Here is an 18526-nt window from a genome sequence, read left to right as displayed (position 1 = left end):
CCTTTTGGGCATGATCGTCGTGCTTCTAATCGATACGACTAGGACTCTAATCGGATCGTGCAGCGCGGGGGCACGGGCAATCTTCCATGGTCGGACTCACGAACCTCGCAATCAGGTGCCAGACCATGACCGATGCCGTCCAGAATGCCACCCAAGTGATCGACACCCGCATGTCGAGCGGGTTCCTCAACCCGATCACACATGACGACGTCCGCGCGGTGACGGATGCGATATCGGCGCTGCCTGCAGCCGACGCCGATCGGCTGGTCGATCAGCTCGCTGGCAGCGGCAAGCTCGACCGCATCGCCGAAGAGGCGATGGACGGCTCGATCTTGGGCCTTGGCGGGCTCAGTACCGATGAGAGGCAGGCGTTCTTTGCTGACATGGCGGGCAAGCTCGACGGGCAAAGCCTTGCGACGCTCAGCAATGCGTTCGCGAAGACCGGAGGCGATGCGCACGGCTACACGCCGGTAACCGAACTCGGCTCTGCGATTGCCACCCATGCCGCGCCGCAGGCGAAGGTCGATTACATCGCCCAGATCGCGCCGGGTGCCGAAAGCGGCAGCCACAGCGACATTGGGTTTGGGATCAGCAGCGTCAACATGGTCGATGCCGAGGCGCGAGCGGCAGGCGAAGTGCTGGGATCTCTGCGCGGCAGCTTCGCCGAAAGCGGGTTCCAGGCGCTCGGCACGCACCTGCCCGACGTGCTGACATCCGCAATCGATGGCGACATGACCACGGTCGCCGGGTACGGCGGTTCGGCCACGACGGTAAGCTGGAACGCCGAGAACTACGAGGCGATCATGGGCGCTGCCGCAAGCATGGGCAATGCCGACCTCAAGGCGCACGTGTTCGACGCCGGCATCGACACGCTGCGCTCGGTGCGCGACACCGACACGATGATCGGTGGGCTGACGGTGGTCGGCAAGGACGACGCGCTGCGGACCATGACCGATGGGCTCACCGCGGTGGTCGATAGCGACACCACCGGCGTTATGCGCGAGCTGACGATGAACGGCACGACACGCGACGGCAGCGATTTCTCGGCCTATGCCAAGGAGATGCTCAATCAGGGCCGCGAGGCAGAGCTCGGCACGCAGATGGGACGCCTGCAAGTGGGCAACAGCGGCAACGAGAACGCGGTGGAGCGGCTCTATCGAAGCGAAGTCGTGCCCAACACTGAGCACCAGACCCGCCTGCCGAACGCCGCCGCACTGGGCTACTTCGTGGGCAGCGTGTCTGCGGCGGTCAAGTCGATCGACGGCGACGTTGCCGACCAGCGCGCGACTACGACCGCAATGCTCAAGTCTGCGTTGACCGTGGTCGACAAGGCCAGGATTGGCGGACCGGCCGCGGCGGCCGTCGGGACGACCGCCAGCGTCGCCAAGGAGTGGGTGCAGTTCGCGGTTAACTCGGCTATCACCAATCCCAATGCGGATGCCGCGGTGACACTTGCGCGCGCCGCACTGCCCATCGATGCGAGCACGGGAGAAACGGGCGTGGGATCAGCGGTGATGAGCGACTTCGAAGATACGCTCTCGTTCGTATCGCAGTACGCCCGACCCTGAATGGCGGGGCGGCTGGCTATAGTCACGATGTTGGCGATGCTGCTGAGCGGCTGCGACCAGGGCGAGGCACCGGTGCCGCAAGTACCGGCGCCGCTGGTCCAGCATCCCGAGCCGCCGATCGGCAGCGCGCTTAACCACCGTATGGTCCAAGCCTCCCGAGCTACGCTCCAACGCCTGGAGCCCGCATGGGGCCGCTTTCACCCCACAATCTACACCGTCGATGTGGCGCAGGCTGGCCAGATCGAGGAAGCGATCCGCAGCGCCATGCCGGCGGGTTGGCAGGAAGAGGACCTCAAAGGCTTTACACCTCCGGGAGCGCGCCTGCTCGTCTTCTCGCATGGGCGGGAACTGTTCGCAGCAATGATTGTCGATGCGGATGGCGAGCAGGTCGTGCCGGTGCTGGTCCTGCGCAACGATGCTCTCGCGGCAAGAGCCAAGCAGAACTAGCAGTCGTCGTCCGTTCTACCGGGAGGGTGCAAGCTCGACAGGATCGGCGGTAGCCCTGCGTGAGAGCAAATGGGGTTGCGGCACTCGGCTGGCGGTGAGCCTGAAGAACCAGTCTTCCTGTAAGGCAGACTGGGCTGCCGTCGCAACCTCCGGAGTACGAGGGTTAGCGAACTCGCGTGAGATGGCGCTGTCAGCCGCGCCCGGCCGACCTCAACCCCAGAGCAAAGCCCTCCGGATCGCTCATGTCCGGCACCCACTTCGTACCTTCGTAGTCGAAGTCGATGTCGATCTTCGCACTGGCGCGGTCGATGGTGACCAGGCACTTCTTCCACGTCGGCTTCCCGGGCAGCTGCATCGCCTGCTGTAGCTTGGTGGCAGTCACAAGCGGTTCGATCCCGTCTGGCCCCGCGGCTTCCCAGTCAGCGCTGGAGTAGACGTAGCCGAACATCTGCTTGCGCCCGTCGAGATTGATCACCAGCGAAAGCTGGTCCCAAGGTTCGGACTGGTAGAATGGATCCCGCACGATCTCGCCGCCCAATTGGGTGACGAGTGTGCTGGCGGCTTCGGAATCGAATTGGACGGCCATAGTCTCAGCCTGCACCGGGATCATGCTCAGCGCAACAGGTTGGCGATGCGGTCGGTCGGCACTCGCTCGAAGGTTTGGCCTGCTGCGTTATCGAACAGTTCAGTGTTGCGGAAGACGCGCTTGCCCACATCGTTCAACACCTCGTAGGTCACCTTGACCTGTTCGGGCCGCTCGGGGGTGCCGCCCAGCAAGTCGACCTTTGCCTTAACGGTGCCGCCGTGGTCGATCCACGCCGCCCACTCGTTCTCCATCGTCTTGTAGGCGCCGCGGTTGAAGTTGAACTGCTGCGGGAACATGTTGCGCGTGCCCTGGTCGCCCAGGAAGCGATGGCCGATGACGTGACCGGCATCGTCGCCGTCGATCCCACGCTCGCGCACCTGGTCCTGCGCGTTGGTCTCTGCCGAGGATCGCGGCGTGCCTGCCGGCTGCAGATCAGACAACGTCGCTTCGACGTGACGGGGATAGCCGTTGGCATCGACGGTCCACTCGACGCTGTTGGCGCCAACCTTGACGGTGTGGACGCCGGCCTGCGCGGCATCGGCGATACGAGGCGTGGCGGTGGAGGACGACGGCGGTGCGAAGTGGTCGTCGAGTTGGCGCTTCATGCTCTCGATCGACTCGCGCGCGCTGGCGGGCAGGGCGTCCATTGCGGACTGCGGGATCTTGTCGACCGCGTCCTTGATGGTGCGCAGCCCAGGTTCGAGTGCGGCGCGGGCAGCCGGGTTGTGAGCGATGGCACTGACGCTGTCGGCCACCGTCTGCGCCCAGTTGCCGATCTTGCCGGCCTTGGCGACGTCGCCCAGCGCCGGCACGATCGCAACCGCCGAGATGCCGGCGTTAAGCAAGGGCCCGCCCGCTTCCCCAATGTCGCCCGAGAACAGCGAGCCAATGGAGCGGCCGACGGAGATCACCGCATTGCTGCCGTCCGAGATCGGAGTGGGATCGACGATACCAGTGATATCGAGCGCCATTTGCCCGAGGTCCAGTCCGAGCTGTACCGGATCGGGGCCGGCGGGAGTGGGCGCTAGAGCATTCGTTGCCGTGCGCTGGCCCATCGCGGAATTGTCGTTGACAGCATCGACTGCCGCGGCGAACTGGCCGCGCTCGACAGGCGTCATCAGCCCTTCGAGCTGTGCCATGGTTTGTGCTGCGCCCGCCGGGTCGGACTGCTGTTGCTGGGAAAGGTTGGAGGCGAGACCTGCCATGTCGTAGCCACCGGGTCCGGAGTACTGCGTGGCAAGCTGCTGCGCCGTACTCGCGGAGCTGCTGGCCGAGGCATTCGCAACTGTGTTGTTAGCGGTGCTGTCGGTGGCTGAAAGCATGGCAGGTCTCGCTAGGTTCAGGTCGGGATCAGGCGAACTGCGGCCGGAAGGCGGGGCTGGCCGAAGCGCGGTCGCCGCCGCGAACCGCCTCGCCCATTTCAAGGGCGAGACCGAAGAGCAGGAAGGTCGAGAGCACGTCGCTCAGCTCGCCGAGGCTTGGCGTATCGCTGCCAGGACCGTAGAGCTGGCCCGGCTTGGTGGCATTGAGGTCCGCCTGCGTGGCGACTTGGCCGGTGAGCTCTGAGCGCCAACCCGAGCCGGTTGCGTTCTCATGCAGCACGAAACCGTCGCCGGTCGCTGCATCCAGCTGGCGGCCGTCGTTCGACATCGAAACGGACAGGTCACCCCTGGTCTGCTGGCTAACCCCATCCACCACGATCGCCTGATCGCCTTTGGTGATGGTCAGCTTGGAGGCAAAGTAGACATCGGGGTTGCCGTGGCCCTGTTCGGTGTCGATGGTGATCTTGGTGCCATTTTCGAGCGTGAAGGTGGTCTTGCCCCAGAAATCGTAGACGTGCTTGCCATCGACATCGACGTGGGGATCGCCCCAGATGCGGGTGGTCTCACCGGTATTCGCATTGTTGATGATGATTTGCGAGCTCCGCTCGTCGATGTCGAGCGAGTAGCCATCGCCGAGATCGATCGAAGCCTGGTTCTGGTTCTGCAGCGATGCGGTCCATTGCGCGTCGGGCGCGGGCTGGAACACCGGCTGCTGTCCCTGAGCCTGCGCCATCATGCCGCCCATGATCGAGAGCAGGTTCGGCAGCATCGGGCTGGCGAAGGGGCCGGAAGCGAGCTTGGCGCCGAACAGCACCATGATGCCGTTACCCAGCGCGGTCTGGAAGTTCTCGACCGGGCGGCTGCTCAGGCCTTGGGCGCCGAAGAAGTTGTTCACGGTGACGTTCGTATTGAACTGGATGTCGGTCATCGTCCTGGTCCTTTCGTAATGAGGCCGGGTGGCCGGCGGGATGGTCGGGTCAGTGGGCTTGCGCGATATGCGCGGCAAGATTTTCGAAGCTGCGCGCGAGACTGCTCGCGCTGTCGGGAGGCCCGGGTTGGCTGGCGGCGGCAAGAGCGTCGTCGAGCCGGTCAAGCGTGCGTCCGTCGGCAAGTGCCGCCATGTCGCTCGCCAAAGCGCCAGCGAGCGCGCCCAGCGCGCCCTCCAGCTCCAGCGTTTCGAGCGGCGTAGCGCCGAGTTGCCCTCCGAGCCCCTCGGCCCATTGGGCCAGCGGATAGGGCTCGCTACTGCCAACATGGCCTGGGGCGAGGTACTGCGAACCAAGCCGGCCGAGCACGTCCACCGCAATGGCCTTGGCCGCCGCGCCGACCAGCGAGCCTGAGCCGGCTGTACCCAGCGCGGCGGCCTGGTTGATGGCGGAGAGCGAGAGGCGGTCGATACTCATGGTCGGGTCCCGGTTGGAAGGTTCGACCATGATAAGAGCAGATCGGGGCCGCCTCGGCGCTCCGCGATCCGATTAGGCGAGGTAGTCGGATCGATTAGCTATGCTGGGGAGAAGCAAGGCCCGTGGTGCTTCTCGTGACGCGTCGACGCGGAGGAGGTGCCTGATAGATTGGGCCATAGCATGTGTGCGGCTCGCCCGACACGGCGCAGGCAGAAGCGTGCCTGTCGACCTGCGCCCCAGTATCTCGCGCCCCAGTATCTCGCGGTTCAGTATCTCGGCTCAGTAACCAGCGCGATTGCAGAGGCTGAGGATTTGCGTGAGCCGGGGGTCGCGCATTCCGCGCGAGGCCTTGCCGCGGGCGCTGGCGCATTGCCGGCGAGCCTTTGCATTAGAGGCCGAGGCAGCGGACTGGCGGTTGCGCGGATGCTGGATCTGGCCTCCGTTGCTTCCTTCACGCGCGGCCTCGCGCACGGCGTCCTCTTGGGCGATGGTGCCAATCATGCCACTCCAGTCCACCTGTGCCTGCGCGGTTCCGAGAGAGGCGGTGAGCGCCAAAACGGCGCAAAGCAGTCGCTTCATAGGGAGTCTCCGACCCATTTTACCTGGTTGCGCGCCAGCATGTCGTCGAGTGGCGACAGCGTGCCGAGCAGGCGCGGAACTCTGACGCCCAACTGGTAGACCACCGCTGGCTCTTCCGGTTGCTAGAGGAACTCTGCCGCGCCTCGTCCGCTCTGACCATAACCCGGTCGGCTGTCGGTGCAGGAGATACGCTGACCGGAACCCTTAGCGCTTCTTACGGAACCCGGCGTCCGTCAGCACCATCGTGGTCGGGTCCATGGTGAACACCTTTTGCCCGCCCCGGCGCGCGACGGCCACATACTTCGCCGCCGCTGCTTCGTCACCCTTGCGCACAGCAGCCTCGTGGGCGCCGGACATGATTACGCCTTGAATTGCAAGCATCTCTGCGAATTCTTGGCGCAGGGCATCGGTTGCGAGTTGGTCTGCGACCCCGGCGAAGGCGTTCGCCGCCTGCCGGCGGACTCCGGCGACTTGCGCGCGCGTGAAGTTCGCCCGGTAATCGTTGGCGACGCCCCACTGCGTCAGCATGTAGAAGGCGTAGGCGTCGATCGCATCGTTCGCCTTCAGGCCGACAGCGGGCGCGACCCGCTCATACTCGCTGAGGGCTTGCCGAGAGAGGACGAGCTGACGCATCTCCTTACCTTGCGCGACCCCGTTCCGGGCTGCGGCCTCGCCCATGATGGCGGCCAGCTTCTCGCGCGCCTCAGTACTCGGCGTATAGCTGGCCGAGATGACTGGAGCAGAAGGCGAGGGCGACGCGGTGGTCTGCGCCGCGAAGGTTCGCGACAGCGCCTGACCCAGGTCGCGCCTCGGCAACACTGTGGCACCTTGCGCCCCTCCAGGGCCGCCTCGACCTTCGCGCGCCGCATCCATTATCGCGTCTTCCTGCGCGACCGTGCCGATGATGTCGCTCCAGTCCACCTGCGCGTGCGCCGTACCGGTGGCCGCCACCATCGCGAAAGCCAGAGCCGAAGTTCGCCTGAAGTCCATCGTTCTCTCCTTCACCGAGAAGGCTGTTATCCAGACGGCGAAAGCCGCCCTGGGAAACGATCCCGGGGCGGCCCCACCTTTTTATAGCCGTGAGCTTACGACTTGCGGGCACCCGAAGCGAGCGCTTCACCGATGGCCTTGATCACGGTGTTGGCCGAGGAGAAGAACTGCGAGAATTCCTGCGACTTGGCAGCGAACATCAGGTTCTGCGAGGACTTGTTCTCGCCTTCGCCCAGGTTGTGGCTCATGGCTTCCATCTCGCCGGCGAGCTTGTCCGACGTTTCGCCGAGGGTACGTGCAAGCGCCATCAGCCAGCTCTGGCCGCCGGTAGCCTTGGCTTCCTTCGCCTCCTGGCTCTGGGCCAGGTTGGTGGTCAGGTCGTCGATGGCGTTGTTGAGCTGGTTCTCGACGCTGCCCTGATCTGCGGGGCTGGCGCCGTAGAAATTACCGAGCTGGCCGACTGCTTCCGACAGGTTCAGCTTCGCGCCCTGGTAGTCTCCCATGGAGCCAGCGAAGGCGCCCTGCGCCATGTCGATGGTCGACTGGGGAAGGCCCAGCTTGTCACCCAGCGACTGCAGGATCTGCTGGCCGACGCTGGAGGCGAGCTGGGTCATGAGCTGCGAGGCAATGCCGCCGAGCGGGCCGAGCGCGGCTGTGGCGAGGAGGCTGACCGGATTGAGGTTGATACCGAACATACTTGCTTCTCCTTGGCGAACTGGAGCCCGAAGATCTGGGCGAATGAGCCGACGCGCGACAAGGGGAAGCGGCATCGACACGAATGCTATGGCGGATCGTTCCAGGCTCCGCCCTCACCGATCCGACTAGCGGCCTAGTCGGATCGCTTAGATGGCGACCGGCCCTGGAAGTGGAGGCCGCCGTCATGTGAGCGGGTGAAACAGCAGCCCGGCCAGCGCATTCAGTTCGCGCACGCCATCGAGCTGCAGCTTGCCGCACATGTTGTTGAGGTGAACGCGCACGGTGTTCTCGCTGATCGCCAGTAGCGTCGCGATGTCTGCGTTGGCGCGGCCCCAGCCGAGGAAGCGAAGCACGGCGACTTCTGTCTTGGTGAGCGAGCCGATCGAGCCCGCATGCCGCGCCGGGATACGCGAGCGAGGGATGCGGAACTCGCCCAGTACCTGTTCTTCGCCTGCGGCCTCGTCGGCCTTACGCAGCAGGCGCATCAGCTCGCGGACGCGCGCCTCATCCTCGGCCATGTCACCCTTGTCACTTGAGGTCATCGCGCGAGCGCTTCGATGACGCGGCGTACGACTTCGCCGCGAGAAGCCAGATCCTGCACCACGGCTTGCGCAAAGAGGGGCAGCAGCATGACCAACAATAACGTCGCCGCCCAGTTCTTGATCGAGAGCGAGAGCGAGAAGACGTTGAGTTGCTGTGCGAAGCGGTTGAGCAAGCCAAGCCCGGCATCAATCACGTAGAGGAACACCAGCACCGGCGCCGAGAAAACTGCGATCAGCGCCATCAGGCGGCCGAACTCGTTCTGGAACACGACCAGGCCATGTGCGTCGAGCGTCGGCCAGTCGGCCGTCATCGGCCAGATCGCGAAGCTCTCCATCACTGTGCCGACCAGCAGGACGATGCCTCCCGATGCGGCGAAGATCACGTTGGCCAGGCGGCCGAGCAGCGCCCCGTTGAGCGAAGTCATGTTGCCGCCTAGCGGTTCGAATACCTGGCCGATGGTGGCGCCGATCTTGGCGTCTATCACTTCGCCCGCCGCCTCCATCGCCCACAGGACCGTGCCGAAGAAAAAGCCGATGACCAGCCCGGTCACCGCTTCCTTCAGCAGCAACCGCGTCCATCCGAACGCGCCGAGGCTCGCAGCGATGATCGGGGGATGGGAGACATAGACCAGCCCGCCCAGCACGAGAATCACGCTATTGCGCACCATCGCGGGGATCGTCTGTTGCGAGAAGATCGGCACCAGCACGAATGCCGCCCCAAATCTTGCTGAGCACAGCGCGAGCAGCAGCGCACCGTCCATCCAAGATCCGGCCTGCTCCATGTCAGTTGTGGACCATGGCGGGGAAGCCGGAAAAGATCCGGTCGGTGTATTGATAGAGGCTGCCGCCCACCAGCGAGGCAGTGACGAACAGCGTCGCCACGATCGCGAAGAATTTGAGGGTGAACTGTAGTGTCTGCTCCTGCAGCTGCGTCGCTGCCTGCACCACTGCCACGAGCAGGCCCACTGCCGAGGCCGCGATGATCGGGGGCGCGGAAAGCAGCAGCACCAGCCACAGCGCTTCGGTGGTTATGCCGACGATATCCTGCATGGCCGAACCCTAGGTGTAGCTCAGCACCAGACCGTGGCTGAGCTTCACCCAGCCATCGACCAGCACGAACAGCAGCAGCTTGAAAGGCAATGATATCGTCACCGGACTGAGCATCATCATGCCCATCGCCAGCAGGATGTTCGATATGACGAGATCGATCACCAGGAACGGCAGGAAGATCAGGAAGCCGATCTGGAAGGCGACGGTAAGCTCCTTGACCACGAACGCGGGGATGACGACCACGAAATCGTTCACTGCTGCCGCAGGTGTTCCCGATTTCGCTGCGACCCTCGCCTGAACGCGCTGGAGGAACTGGCGCTCGTCGGGGTCGCTGTGGGCGATCAGGAACGCGCGAAGAGGCTCTTTCGCACGGTCGGCAACGGCAAAGAGCTCGTCAGTCTGCGCTGGAATGCCCTGCTCGCCTGACGCAGCCTGCATCTGCTGCACCGTGGGGTACATGACGTAGAGCGACAGGATCAGCGCCAGTCCGTTCAGCACGATGTTGGGCGGCACCTGCTGCAGCCCAAGCGCGTTGCGCACCAGTGTGAGCACGACGACGATTTTGGTGAACGAGGTAACCATGACCGCAAAGAACGGCGCCAGCGCCAGCAGGATGACGACGACAAGAGCGGAACCGGGTGAGAAGCTGCCGAGATCCATCGCTCAGGCTTCCTCGTTCTCGGGACCGATGAGCACGCCGTAGCCCGGTCCGACGTTCACCAGCGTACCACGCGCGATGGCCCGGCCGCCTGCAACCACGCGGACCGGGATGGGACCATCGCCCGCCTCGAGTGGTAGCACGGCGCCCTCTCGCAGAGCCTGAAGGCGCTTGAGCGGCACGTGCACCGTCTCCAGTTCCAGAGTAAGCGCGACGCTGAAGCCATTGTCTTTGGCGGGGCCGTCGGGAGAAACCGTCGGGCTGGTGTCGGTGTCGAGCGAGTCTTCCACCGCGTCGCGGGGATCGCTGCTGAGCGCATCGGTCATGGCTTACTCCTGAGAGGCGACTGGGGTGAAGCGGCGCGTGGCCGGCTCGAACAGTCCGGCAACTGGCGGACGGTCGAGGAAGGTAATGGTGGCGCCAAGCGGTGCCTCTCCGAGCAGCAGCAAGTCGCCCTCGGCCAGCCCGGCTGCATCGATCGGTGCCAAACGCGGGCCGGAAAGGGCCAGCTGTGCCGGAAAAGGCACGTCGTCGAGCAACTGCGGCGCAAGTGGGGCGGGTGACGCAATCAGATGCATGTCGCGCGGGATCGCAAGATGAATGCGATCGCGGGTCTCGGCGCCAGTGAGTGCTTCGATGCGCAGCCAAAGGGGAACACCGGCGGGCGTCTCGCCGGCCAGGCTCTCGGGTTCGAGTTCCACGCCCAGCGCCCACTCGATAGCGCGAAGCATCGGCTCGGCGTGCTCCATGCATTCGGCTGCGCGGACGCCGTCGGCAGCGCCAAGGTGTACAGGCTCACCGCTCAGGCGCTCCAGCGCAAACGAGATCCCGTTGGGGCAGAGGAACCAAGTCAGACGCGGTGCTTGCGCCGACACTGCGGCGGTCAGCAGCGCCCCGGCGGCCTCGATGCCGTTCAGCGCGGCCAGCAAGTCGGTGCGCAGTTGTGCCTCTGCCGGGACGATGTTTTGCAAACCGGTTAGCGGCGTCATGCCTGGCCTCCGGGGAACGGCCGCAGCGGCGGACGCATGTCCTGTGCTAACGGCGCATCTTCCGCTCCTTCCGGCCACCTTGCCAGAAGCGTGATCGAGCCGGAGGTTACGCCCACCAGCATAACCTCGCCCTGCGCCTCGATCAGGGCCACGCGCTCGTTCTGGCCGAGTGGCATCGCGCGCAGGAAGCGGATCGGCGCCCCGCCTTCCTCGCCGCGCGACTGGAACTTGTCCTGCCATGTGCGGAGTAGCTTGATCGCGCCCCAGGCGAGGGCCAGCACGAGAACCAGCGCGAAGACGACGGCCAGCAAGCTGGAGAAAACCGTATTAAAGCTCATGCAACATCCTCCCGCTCGCGCGGTGCCTTGCCGTCGCGGGCTCTACGGGCCCACAGAATGATCTCGGCGATGGCGTCGAAGTGCTCTTGCGGCACAAGCTCGTTGACTGCGGCCGTCGACCAGATCGTGCGGGCAAGCGGCACGTTGCGTACGATCGGTACGCCTTCCTCCTCCGCCCGCGCGCGCATTGCGGTTGCGAGCGGACCCTCGCCCTTGGCTGCGATCACCGGTACCGGGCACTCGGCCGGATCATAGTCCAGCGCGATCGCGAGGTGGGTGGGGTTGGTCAGCAGCACGTTGGCGGTGCCCGCCGCGGCGACGGCGTTCTGGTTCGCCCACTCTTCGTGCATCTGCTTGCGCTGGCCTTTTAGCTGCGGGTCGCCCTCGTTGTCCTTGTGTTCTTGCCGGATGTCGCGCCGGCTCATCATCAGCTTCTTGATGAAGCGTTGCTGCGTCCAGGCCCGGTCGGCGAAGGCGACGAGCAGGAACACGCCGAAGGTGCCGGCGATCAGCTGCATTGTCAGCGACTGCATGAGGTCGAACGAGGCTGCGGCCACTGCTGGTCCGATGGGGCTCAGCGGGCTCCAGGCGGCAGCGCCAAGAATCTCGGCGTACTTGTCCATGGCACCGGCCATGACCACGCCGGTGATGCCCAGGATCAATACCGCCTTGAACAGCGTCTTGAGCAGTTCGAACATGTTGTCGAGGCTGAACATCTTCTGGATGCCCGCGATCGGGTTGAGTTTGTCGAGACCCGGCTTCAGCTTCTCGGTGGTGATCAGCGCTCCGACCTGCAGGAACTCGCCCGCCAGACCGATAATTGCTGCGGGTATCAGTGTCAGCGCACCGGCGAGCAGCACCAGCCACAGCCCGCTCCAGCCCAGCGTCATCGCCGTGCTCTCGAACGAGCCGCGGGTCGCGCTGGTCAGCGTGTCTTGCAAGTAGCCCGCTATGCGCGAGCCGACGAAGCCGGTACCCGCCAGCGCCAGCACGAACCAGGCGATCATGCCGATCGCGCTGGACAGGTCCTTGGATTTGGCGATGTCACCTTTCTTGCGCGCGTCGAGCAGCCGCTTCGGTGTCGGTTTTTCGGTCTTGTCGCCACCATCGTTCTTCTCAGCCATGTTCACTCCAGAGCCGGCAAGGCGGCCGGCGCAGAAATGGCGATGGATGGATTCGCGCAGGTACCGACGAGGTCAGCACGCCGAATGGAAAGAGGGGGAGCGGGCGACTCCGTCTAGGCGCCTTTATAACGTTCGCGATCTCTCGCAAGTCAAGCGTCAATAGTCACATCGATTGATTCTCTAAGACAATGTGCAGTTTTGAACGTTCTTGGGGTCAAAAGCGACAAAGCATCGTCACACTACTTACGCCGTAATGACATAGTTCCTGCCCGTCCGTTAACTCGTCCCCCAAAAGCGCTCCATTGGTCGCTTATACGTTTTCATCCTAACTCGCTCGCACCACACATCCCCCGTCAACAGCGTTCCCGCAACGCAGTAATCAAGCAATATCAGTGGTGATGGTGGTGAAGTAGAGGGTCGGGCGACCTATCTAATTGCTGGATGTTTGCCATTTTCCAGCAGCGGAGGGTGTGTAGTGTTAAGTTATAGTCCCTGCATACTTGTAGTTAACGCATGTTTACTATCGATGGGAGTGGCTGTTTCGCCAGCCATGGCGAAAGACAATGCGAAAGAACAACTGCCGCCTGACTGTCCAATAGACTTCCAGATGCGCGTTGGCGATCTCTCTACACTTGGCCGCTTCCAGTCGCTGAGCGGTTGCGGCGCTCATCTCATTGTCGGTGGGGGCGCGCCTGTCGCTGCTGCTGCGATGCCCGAAGGTACCGCTGTTGTGCGCATCATCGGCGTCCAGGAACAGAAGACCGCCAGGAAGCCGGTCGCGAAGAGCCGCACCCACAAAGTTACGCTAAAGCGCCCGCCTGCGTTCGACCGTGAAATCCGAACCGTCGCGGCGCGCTATAAAATCGACCCGCTGTTCCTTCATGCCATGGTGGACACCGAGTCCGGCTACAAGCCGGAAGCGCGCTCGCGCGTTGGTGCCTTGGGGCTGATGCAGATCATGCCCGCGACGGGTGCTGGGCTCGGCGTCGATCGCCTTGCGCTGCTCAGTCCCGCGGCCAATCTCGACGCCGGCGCGCGGCATCTCAAGCAGCTGCAAAAGCGTTACGGCCACAAGTTCGACCTGATCCTGAGCGCCTACAATGCAGGTGCCGGCGCCGTCGAGCGCTACGGCAACAAGGTGCCGCCTTATGCCGAGACCCAAGCCTATGTGGTAAAGGTGATGAACCGTTACGGCGCGCTGCGCACCGGCTTTACCCGGGCGAAGCTGCTGAGCTCCGCCCGGTGAACGTTCGAGCGTTCGTCTCGGGCCTGCCCGCCGCCGGCGCCTTGCGCTTTGCCGACGTGATGCTGGTCTGCGTCGTCATGGCGGTGGTCGGCCTGCTGATCCTGCCACTGCCGACGCTGGTGCTCGACGTCCTGATCGCCGTCAACATCACGCTGGGCGTGATGTTGCTGCTGAGCACGCTCTACGTCGCCAAGCCGCTGGACTTCTCCACCTTCCCGACTGTGTTGCTGCTCAGTACCTTGTTTCGCCTGTCGCTCTCGATCGCGACGACGCGCATGATCCTGACACAGGCAGAGGCCGGGCACATCGTCCAGCAGTTCGGCAACATGGTCGCCGGTGGCAACCTGATCGTCGGCCTGATCGTGTTTCTGATCATCACCATCGTCCAGTTCGTGGTGATCTCCAAGGGCGCCGAGCGCGTCGCCGAAGTCGCCGCGCGCTTCAGCCTCGACGCCATGCCTGGCAAACAGCTTTCTATCGACAGCGACTTGCGCTCTGGACTCATCGGCAAGGACGAGGCGCGCGCCCGACGCCGCACACTGGAGCTGGAAAGTAAGCTCCACGGTAGCCTCGATGGCGCAATGAAGTTCGTGAAGGGCGATGCCATTGCCTCGATCATCATCGTGCTGGTCAACCTGATCGGTGGATTGGCGATTGGCGTGATCTCGCACGGAATGCCTGTGGGCGAGGCGATCACCACCTACTCGATCCTGACCATCGGTGATGGTCTGGTCGCGCAGCTGCCCGCGCTGCTCAGCGCCATGGCCGCTGGCCTCCTGGTGACGCGCACGACCGATGAGGAGAACGACCGTGAGCTCGCCCCGGCGATCGCCCGCCAGATCGCCAGTAAGCCGCGGGTGCTGTTCACCGCCGCCGGCATGTGCGTGCTGATCGGCTTTATTCCGGGTTTCCCTACGCTGGTCTTTCTTGGGATCGCAATCGCGCTGGGCGCCAGCGGGGCCATGCGTACGCCGGTCAGCAAGGGCTGGATCGACGGCAAGTTCAAGCGCTTCGACACTCGCGAAGAGGCCGTGCCCGAGCGGATGGAAATCGCCGCCGCGCCTCTTGGTCCCGTCCGTCCGCTGGTGATTGAGATCTCGCGCCAACCATTACCGGCTGAAGAGATGCGCCGCTTGCGCGAGGCGTGCGGCGCCATGCTGGAGCGGTTGCAGCACCGCCTTGGGTTGCCGTTGCCCCCGGCCGAGATTGTCCATGTACCATCGGTGCAGAACGCCAATGCCTGGGCACTCTACCTTTACGACGCCCCGGCGGGCGCCGGTCACATCGAGGGCGACGACCTGGACCAGGCGATCTGCCCTCCTGTCGAGGCGATCCTGCGACGCAACCTCGGTCAGTTCCTCGGCCTGCAGGAAGTGACCGGTATGCTCAATACACTCGGCGTCGACTATCCCGATGTCGTCAAGGAAGCGGTGCGCGCGGTCTCGGCTGCCAAGATCGCCGAAGTGCTGCGCCTGCTTGCCGAGGAGGAAGTGCCGCTGCGCAACATGCGCGATGTGCTCGAAGCCATCGCCGAGGCTGGCCAGGCCGACCGCAACGCACTGCCGATCGCGGATCGCACGCGCCTTGCCATGAAGCGATATCTCAGCCCGCCACATTGCGTGAACGGGCGGATGAAGGTGCTGATCATCGGTCTCACGCTGGAGCACTTCCTGCGCGACAATGTGCGCCAGCTCGACGGTGTCGCCCGTCTCGCCATGCAGCCCGAGCATGCCCGCACGCTGATCGACATGATTCGGCATGAGGTGAACACCAGCCAAGCGCGGGCCGTCGTCGTGGCGCACGATCTGCGCCGACCGTTGCGCCGCCTGCTCGGGCCAGACCTGTTCGAAGTGCCTGTGCTCTCGTTCAACGAACTCTCGCCCACAATCCCGCTGGACGTGGTCGGCCAGCTCGATCGCACTCCTCTTGCCGTGGAAGATGATTCCCGAATGGAAGCAGCTGAATGAGGTTCCTGTCTCTAAGTGCGGTTCTGGCCTCTGCCGCTGCATTCAGTGCCGTGATGGCGCCACAGATCGGCCGTGCCGCCGAGCCACCGTTCGCCGCCGGCAATGTCAATCTCGTGGCTCGCGATCAGGAAATTGGCGAGTTTCTCAAGCGCTTCTTTTCGGCTGCGGGCGTGCCGGTGCAAGTCGATCCCAGCGTTCGCGGTAAGATCAACGGACAGTTCAGCGGCTCGCCCGCGGAGACTTGGCGCAAGCTCACCCAGGCGTTCAACCTGGTCGGCTACTTCGATGGCTCGGTGCTCACCGTCTATGCCGCTTCGCAAGTGCAGAGCCGGCCGATTGCGGTCCCCTCTGGCCGGGCTAGCGACGTTATCGCCAATGCACGCCGTGCGGGACTCGATGACGCGCATAACCGCATGCGCGCCACCAGCCCCGAGATGATCATGGCCACCGGCGTGCCGCGCTACCTGGATCAGGTGCAGCAGCTCGCCGGCGCCATTCGGCCTAGCAGCCCCGACAGTTCGCCTCTGCGCAATGCCGCGATTGCGCCTTCGCCAAGGCCGGTACAGCCACGCGAGCCCTACGCGCCGCCGCCGATCGAACCATATGAGCTGCGCGTCTTTTACTTGCGTTATGCTCGTGCCGACGACACCGCGCTTAATGCCGGTGGGCGCGAGGTTCGCGTGCCCGGCGTTGGCGCCACGCTTTCGCGCATTATGGGCGATGGCGGCCCGGTTGCAGGCGGCATCGTTGCTGGATACGGCGACAGGATCGTGCGCCAGTCGCAACCGCGCCTGCTCGGCCGCGGGCTCGACGCGATTCCACCCTCGGCGAATCAGGCAACGCCGTACGACGACGAGTATCTTGGCCTGCCACCAGTAGCGGCTGCGCCGGAGATCACTGTAGAGGTGCCCCGCAATGTCGGGGGCGGCCCGCGCATCGCCATCGACCCCTCGCTTAACGCCGTTGTCGTGCGGGATCGGCCCGAGAACATGTCCGCGTATGAAGGGCTCGTCCAGGCGCTCGACGTGCGGCCGCAAATCGTCGAACTGGAAGCGACGATCATTGATCTCAACATCGACAAGCTGCGCCAGCTGGGCCTGAACTGGCGCCTGCAAAGCGAGGGCTTTAGCTCGCTGTTCGGCCGCGATATCGTGCGGCGCACCGGCGTTCCGGCTACCGACATCCTCAACAACGGCGCGGCAAACAGCGGGCTGTCGATCGGCGGCATCATCGGGTCGAACCAAGAGTTCATCGTGCGCGTCCAAGCGCTCGCCGAGAAGGGGGCCGCGCGTATCGTATCGCGCCCGCAGCTGGTCACGCTGTCGAATGTCGAGGCAGTGTTCGACCGCACCCGCACTTTCTATGTGCGCGTCGCGGGCGACCGCCAGGTGGACTTGTTCAACGTCACCGCGGGTACCGTGCTGCGCGTCAATCCACATGTCTTGAACGACGAGGGCAAGGTGCGCATGCGCATGGTGATTGGCGTCGAAGATGGCACCGTCACCAGCCAGGAGGTCGACGATATCCCCGTGGTCGACCGCGCCAGCATCAACACGCAGGCGCTGATCAACGAAGGCGAGGGCGTGCTGCTGGGCGGCATGACCGTCAACGCCGATTACGACTCCGAAAGCGGCATCCCTTTCCTCAAGGACATCCCGGTGGTGGGCAACCTCTTCAAGTCGACCAGCAAGCGTCGCCAGCATATCGAGCGGCTGTTCCTCATTACGCCGCGCCTGGTTCGCCTAGACGATCCGGCGCGCATGAGCGCAGCTACATCCAGCGGAGCCAGGTTCGGCGTCGAGCGGGCCAGCACAGCGCCCCGCATAACTCCGCTCAAAGTGCAGTGATGGCTACTCTCGCGCCTGAGCCTTTTGCCTTGCATGAGCCGGTTGTGCCGGCGCGGTCGTCGGCCGTGCTGCGGATCGTCGATGGTCGTCTGGCGGGCAAGGAGTTCGCGCTGGAGAATGGCCAGCGCGTCTGCATCGGCCACGGCCTTGCCAACGATGTCGTGCTGCGCGGCTCGGGCACGCGTAGCGTCGTGGTCGAGCTGCGGCTGCAGGGAGATGTAGCCAGCTTGCGCGTGCTGGGGGGCAGCGCGGAGCTGCTCGGGCGCAAGCTGGGCGAGGGTGACGAGGCGCAGCTACCCGCCTACCTGCCCTTCCGCATCGGCGAGTTCGTTCTCGCCCACGGTGTCAGCGGCTCCGCCCGGTGGGACAGCGCAGCACAAGTCGCCGCTTCCCCTTGCCTGACTCCGGTCGCGCCGCTGCCTGCGCCCAACCTCAGCGACCGCCTGGTCCGGCTCGGCCGAGAGCAGTTGGCGGCCTTCGACGGTCGCTTCCGTACGCCGAGGCTGGCGATGGTGTCCGTCTCGATCATTCTGCTGGGTGCTGCTGCAGTCACCTTCAGCCAGTCGCTGAGCGCGCGCCGTGCCGATCCCGCCGGTTTTGAGCAACGGCTTGCGGCCGAGAACCTTCCGGGCTTGTCCGTGACCCGCAGCGCCGGCGGTGGTCTGATCGTCAGCGGCGTGGTCCCCGGCGAGCCGCAGTTGGCGCGCCTTCGCAGTCTCGTCGCTGAGTCCGGCGTGCCCGTAGCACTTGACGTGACGTCGACCGCGGCACTTGCCGCCGCCGCAACCGAAGTGCTCGAAGCGCAGGGTCTCGACGCCAAAGCCGAGCCGACCCCCGGCGATGCTCACAGCGTGGTCGTCGCAGCGGCTTACCTGCCCGCGGATCGTCAGCAGGCGTTGCGGGAAATGCTCCAGCGCGACGTGCCGGGACTGAGTCATGTCGAGTTCCGCATCGATGACGCGCGCGGCGGCAGCCCGCTGCAGAGCTTCTTTGGATCGGGGCCCACCGGCATCGCCACGCTTGTGGAAAATCCCGCGCACATCGTCACTGCCGACGGCTCCCGCTGGTTCCCCGGAGCCGTGCTGCCCACCGGCCATCGCTTGGTCTTGGTCGGCAAGAACACCGTCCGCCTCGAAAAGGACGGCCGCATGGAGGACGTCCACCTCTGACCTTT

The 18526-nt window shown here is 64.6% G+C and carries 21 protein-coding genes; 6 read left to right on the top strand and 15 right to left on the bottom strand.

Annotated features, from left to right (window positions below):
• Nucleotides 1-125 precede the first annotated feature (125 nt).
• Together ABVV53_RS10160 and ABVV53_RS10155 are read left to right on the top strand one after the other, a co-directional pair.
• Entirely contained in the window at nucleotides 126-1568 is a 1443-nt protein-coding gene (locus ABVV53_RS10160) for a hypothetical protein (RefSeq protein ID WP_353984314.1), read from the top strand.
• Nucleotides 1569-2015 (top strand): hypothetical protein, encoded by a 447-nt coding sequence (locus ABVV53_RS10155; RefSeq protein WP_353984313.1) that lies wholly within the window; start codon nucleotides 1569-1571, stop codon nucleotides 2013-2015.
• 190 nt (nucleotides 2016-2205) lie between these two features.
• On the opposite strand, the gene ABVV53_RS10150 is transcribed toward ABVV53_RS10155, so the two are convergent.
• From ABVV53_RS10150 to ABVV53_RS10080, 15 genes are all read right to left on the bottom strand, one after another.
• Complete coding sequence (locus ABVV53_RS10150; RefSeq protein WP_353984312.1) at nucleotides 2206-2601, bottom strand: hypothetical protein; 396 nt, start codon at nucleotides 2599-2601, stop codon at nucleotides 2206-2208.
• Between the two features lie 26 nt (nucleotides 2602-2627).
• Complete coding sequence (locus ABVV53_RS10145; RefSeq protein ID WP_353984311.1) at nucleotides 2628-3923, bottom strand: DNA/RNA non-specific endonuclease; 1296 nt, start codon at nucleotides 3921-3923, stop codon at nucleotides 2628-2630.
• Nucleotides 3924-3951: 28 nt separating this feature from the next.
• Nucleotides 3952-4851, bottom strand: a complete 900-nt coding sequence (locus ABVV53_RS10140) for a DUF1521 domain-containing protein (protein WP_353984310.1) — start codon at nucleotides 4849-4851, stop codon at nucleotides 3952-3954.
• 49 nt (nucleotides 4852-4900) lie between these two features.
• On the bottom strand, nucleotides 4901-5326 hold the full coding sequence (locus ABVV53_RS10135) for a hypothetical protein (protein ID WP_353984309.1): 426 nt from the start codon (nucleotides 5324-5326) through the stop codon (nucleotides 4901-4903).
• Between the two features lie 279 nt (nucleotides 5327-5605).
• Nucleotides 5606-5905 (bottom strand): hypothetical protein, encoded by a 300-nt coding sequence (locus ABVV53_RS10130; RefSeq protein ID WP_353984308.1) that lies wholly within the window; start codon nucleotides 5903-5905, stop codon nucleotides 5606-5608.
• A gap of 204 nt (nucleotides 5906-6109) precedes the next feature.
• The gene (locus ABVV53_RS10125) at nucleotides 6110-6895 is read right to left on the bottom strand and encodes a DUF6683 family protein (RefSeq protein WP_353984307.1); all 786 of its coding nucleotides are present in this window, start codon (nucleotides 6893-6895) and stop codon (nucleotides 6110-6112) included.
• 95 nt (nucleotides 6896-6990) lie between these two features.
• Nucleotides 6991-7590: a hypothetical protein gene (locus ABVV53_RS10120; RefSeq protein WP_353984306.1), complete on the bottom strand. Its 600-nt coding sequence runs from the start codon at nucleotides 7588-7590 to the stop codon at nucleotides 6991-6993.
• Nucleotides 7591-7773: 183 nt separating this feature from the next.
• Nucleotides 7774-8133 (bottom strand): helix-turn-helix transcriptional regulator, encoded by a 360-nt coding sequence (locus ABVV53_RS10115; RefSeq protein WP_353984305.1) that lies wholly within the window; start codon nucleotides 8131-8133, stop codon nucleotides 7774-7776.
• A complete protein-coding gene (sctT, locus tag ABVV53_RS10110; protein WP_353984304.1) occupies nucleotides 8130-8894 on the bottom strand; it encodes a type III secretion system export apparatus subunit SctT in 765 nt (254 codons plus the stop codon). Before sctT ends, ABVV53_RS10115 begins: the two co-directional genes overlap by 4 nt.
• Nucleotides 8895-8916: 22 nt before the next feature.
• A complete protein-coding gene (sctS, locus tag ABVV53_RS10105; protein WP_353984303.1) occupies nucleotides 8917-9183 on the bottom strand; it encodes a type III secretion system export apparatus subunit SctS in 267 nt (88 codons plus the stop codon).
• A gap of 9 nt (nucleotides 9184-9192) precedes the next feature.
• Nucleotides 9193-9843, bottom strand: coding sequence for a type III secretion system export apparatus subunit SctR (sctR, locus tag ABVV53_RS10100; protein ID WP_353984302.1), 651 nt, complete (start codon nucleotides 9841-9843; stop codon nucleotides 9193-9195).
• A 3-nt stretch (nucleotides 9844-9846) separates the two neighbouring features.
• Nucleotides 9847-10167, bottom strand: a complete 321-nt coding sequence (locus ABVV53_RS10095; RefSeq protein ID WP_353984301.1) for a FliM/FliN family flagellar motor C-terminal domain-containing protein — start codon at nucleotides 10165-10167, stop codon at nucleotides 9847-9849.
• A gap of 3 nt (nucleotides 10168-10170) precedes the next feature.
• Entirely contained in the window at nucleotides 10171-10830 is a 660-nt protein-coding gene (locus tag ABVV53_RS10090) for a hypothetical protein (RefSeq protein ID WP_353984300.1), read from the bottom strand.
• Complete coding sequence (locus ABVV53_RS10085; RefSeq protein ID WP_353984299.1) at nucleotides 10827-11168, bottom strand: FliO/MopB family protein; 342 nt, start codon at nucleotides 11166-11168, stop codon at nucleotides 10827-10829. The genes ABVV53_RS10090 and ABVV53_RS10085 overlap by 4 nt, the downstream gene beginning before the upstream one ends.
• Complete coding sequence (locus ABVV53_RS10080; RefSeq protein WP_353984298.1) at nucleotides 11165-12292, bottom strand: EscU/YscU/HrcU family type III secretion system export apparatus switch protein; 1128 nt, start codon at nucleotides 12290-12292, stop codon at nucleotides 11165-11167. The genes ABVV53_RS10085 and ABVV53_RS10080 overlap by 4 nt, the downstream gene beginning before the upstream one ends.
• A gap of 607 nt (nucleotides 12293-12899) precedes the next feature.
• Here ABVV53_RS10080 and ABVV53_RS10075 point away from each other — a divergent pair.
• From ABVV53_RS10075 to ABVV53_RS10060, 4 genes are read left to right on the top strand one after another with little or no spacing between them, the layout of a single operon-like run.
• On the top strand, nucleotides 12900-13538 hold the full coding sequence (locus tag ABVV53_RS10075; RefSeq protein ID WP_353984297.1) for a lytic transglycosylase domain-containing protein: 639 nt from the start codon (nucleotides 12900-12902) through the stop codon (nucleotides 13536-13538).
• Nucleotides 13535-15505 carry a flagellar biosynthesis protein FlhA gene (locus ABVV53_RS10070; protein ID WP_353984296.1) on the top strand — a complete coding sequence of 657 codons (1971 nt, stop codon included), beginning with the start codon at nucleotides 13535-13537 and terminating at the stop codon, nucleotides 15503-15505. The genes ABVV53_RS10075 and ABVV53_RS10070 overlap by 4 nt, the downstream gene beginning before the upstream one ends.
• A complete protein-coding gene (gene sctC, locus ABVV53_RS10065; RefSeq protein WP_353984295.1) occupies nucleotides 15502-17352 on the top strand; it encodes a type III secretion system outer membrane ring subunit SctC in 1851 nt (616 codons plus the stop codon). The genes ABVV53_RS10070 and sctC overlap by 4 nt, the downstream gene beginning before the upstream one ends.
• A complete protein-coding gene (locus ABVV53_RS10060) occupies nucleotides 17352-18521 on the top strand; it encodes a hypothetical protein (RefSeq protein ID WP_353984294.1) in 1170 nt (389 codons plus the stop codon). The genes sctC and ABVV53_RS10060 overlap by 1 nt, the downstream gene beginning before the upstream one ends.
• Nucleotides 18522-18526: the final 5 nt, after the last annotated feature.

Source organism: Novosphingobium kalidii (genome assembly GCF_040534015.1).
In the GTDB taxonomy this organism is placed as follows: domain Bacteria; phylum Pseudomonadota; class Alphaproteobacteria; order Sphingomonadales; family Sphingomonadaceae; genus Novosphingobium; species Novosphingobium kalidii.
This window is presented reverse-complemented; position numbering and strand designations above follow the sequence as displayed.

Coding starts and splice junctions, on each gene's coding strand:
- sctR (WP_353984302.1), bottom strand. CDS start 9,843: ATGGATCTCGGCAGCTTCTCACCCGGTTCCGCTCTTGTCGTCGTCATC.
- ABVV53_RS10130 (WP_353984308.1), bottom strand. CDS start 5,905: ATGAAGCGACTGCTTTGCGCCGTTTTGGCGCTCACCGCCTCTCTCGGA.
- ABVV53_RS10145 (WP_353984311.1), bottom strand. CDS start 3,923: ATGCTTTCAGCCACCGACAGCACCGCTAACAACACAGTTGCGAATGCC.
- ABVV53_RS10150 (WP_353984312.1), bottom strand. CDS start 2,601: ATGGCCGTCCAATTCGATTCCGAAGCCGCCAGCACACTCGTCACCCAA.
- ABVV53_RS10090 (WP_353984300.1), bottom strand. CDS start 10,830: ATGACGCCGCTAACCGGTTTGCAAAACATCGTCCCGGCAGAGGCACAA.
- ABVV53_RS10120 (WP_353984306.1), bottom strand. CDS start 7,590: ATGTTCGGTATCAACCTCAATCCGGTCAGCCTCCTCGCCACAGCCGCG.
- ABVV53_RS10155 (WP_353984313.1), top strand. CDS start 1,569: ATGGCGGGGCGGCTGGCTATAGTCACGATGTTGGCGATGCTGCTGAGC.
- ABVV53_RS10075 (WP_353984297.1), top strand. CDS start 12,900: ATGCGCGTTGGCGATCTCTCTACACTTGGCCGCTTCCAGTCGCTGAGC.
- sctC (WP_353984295.1), top strand. CDS start 15,502: ATGAGGTTCCTGTCTCTAAGTGCGGTTCTGGCCTCTGCCGCTGCATTC.
- ABVV53_RS10125 (WP_353984307.1), bottom strand. CDS start 6,895: ATGGACTTCAGGCGAACTTCGGCTCTGGCTTTCGCGATGGTGGCGGCC.
- ABVV53_RS10085 (WP_353984299.1), bottom strand. CDS start 11,168: ATGAGCTTTAATACGGTTTTCTCCAGCTTGCTGGCCGTCGTCTTCGCG.
- ABVV53_RS10140 (WP_353984310.1), bottom strand. CDS start 4,851: ATGACCGACATCCAGTTCAATACGAACGTCACCGTGAACAACTTCTTC.
- ABVV53_RS10135 (WP_353984309.1), bottom strand. CDS start 5,326: ATGAGTATCGACCGCCTCTCGCTCTCCGCCATCAACCAGGCCGCCGCG.
- ABVV53_RS10160 (WP_353984314.1), top strand. CDS start 126: ATGACCGATGCCGTCCAGAATGCCACCCAAGTGATCGACACCCGCATG.
- ABVV53_RS10095 (WP_353984301.1), bottom strand. CDS start 10,167: ATGACCGATGCGCTCAGCAGCGATCCCCGCGACGCGGTGGAAGACTCG.
- sctT (WP_353984304.1), bottom strand. CDS start 8,894: ATGGACGGTGCGCTGCTGCTCGCGCTGTGCTCAGCAAGATTTGGGGCG.
- ABVV53_RS10060 (WP_353984294.1), top strand. CDS start 17,352: ATGGCTACTCTCGCGCCTGAGCCTTTTGCCTTGCATGAGCCGGTTGTG.
- ABVV53_RS10115 (WP_353984305.1), bottom strand. CDS start 8,133: ATGACCTCAAGTGACAAGGGTGACATGGCCGAGGATGAGGCGCGCGTC.
- sctS (WP_353984303.1), bottom strand. CDS start 9,183: ATGCAGGATATCGTCGGCATAACCACCGAAGCGCTGTGGCTGGTGCTG.
- ABVV53_RS10080 (WP_353984298.1), bottom strand. CDS start 12,292: ATGGCTGAGAAGAACGATGGTGGCGACAAGACCGAAAAACCGACACCG.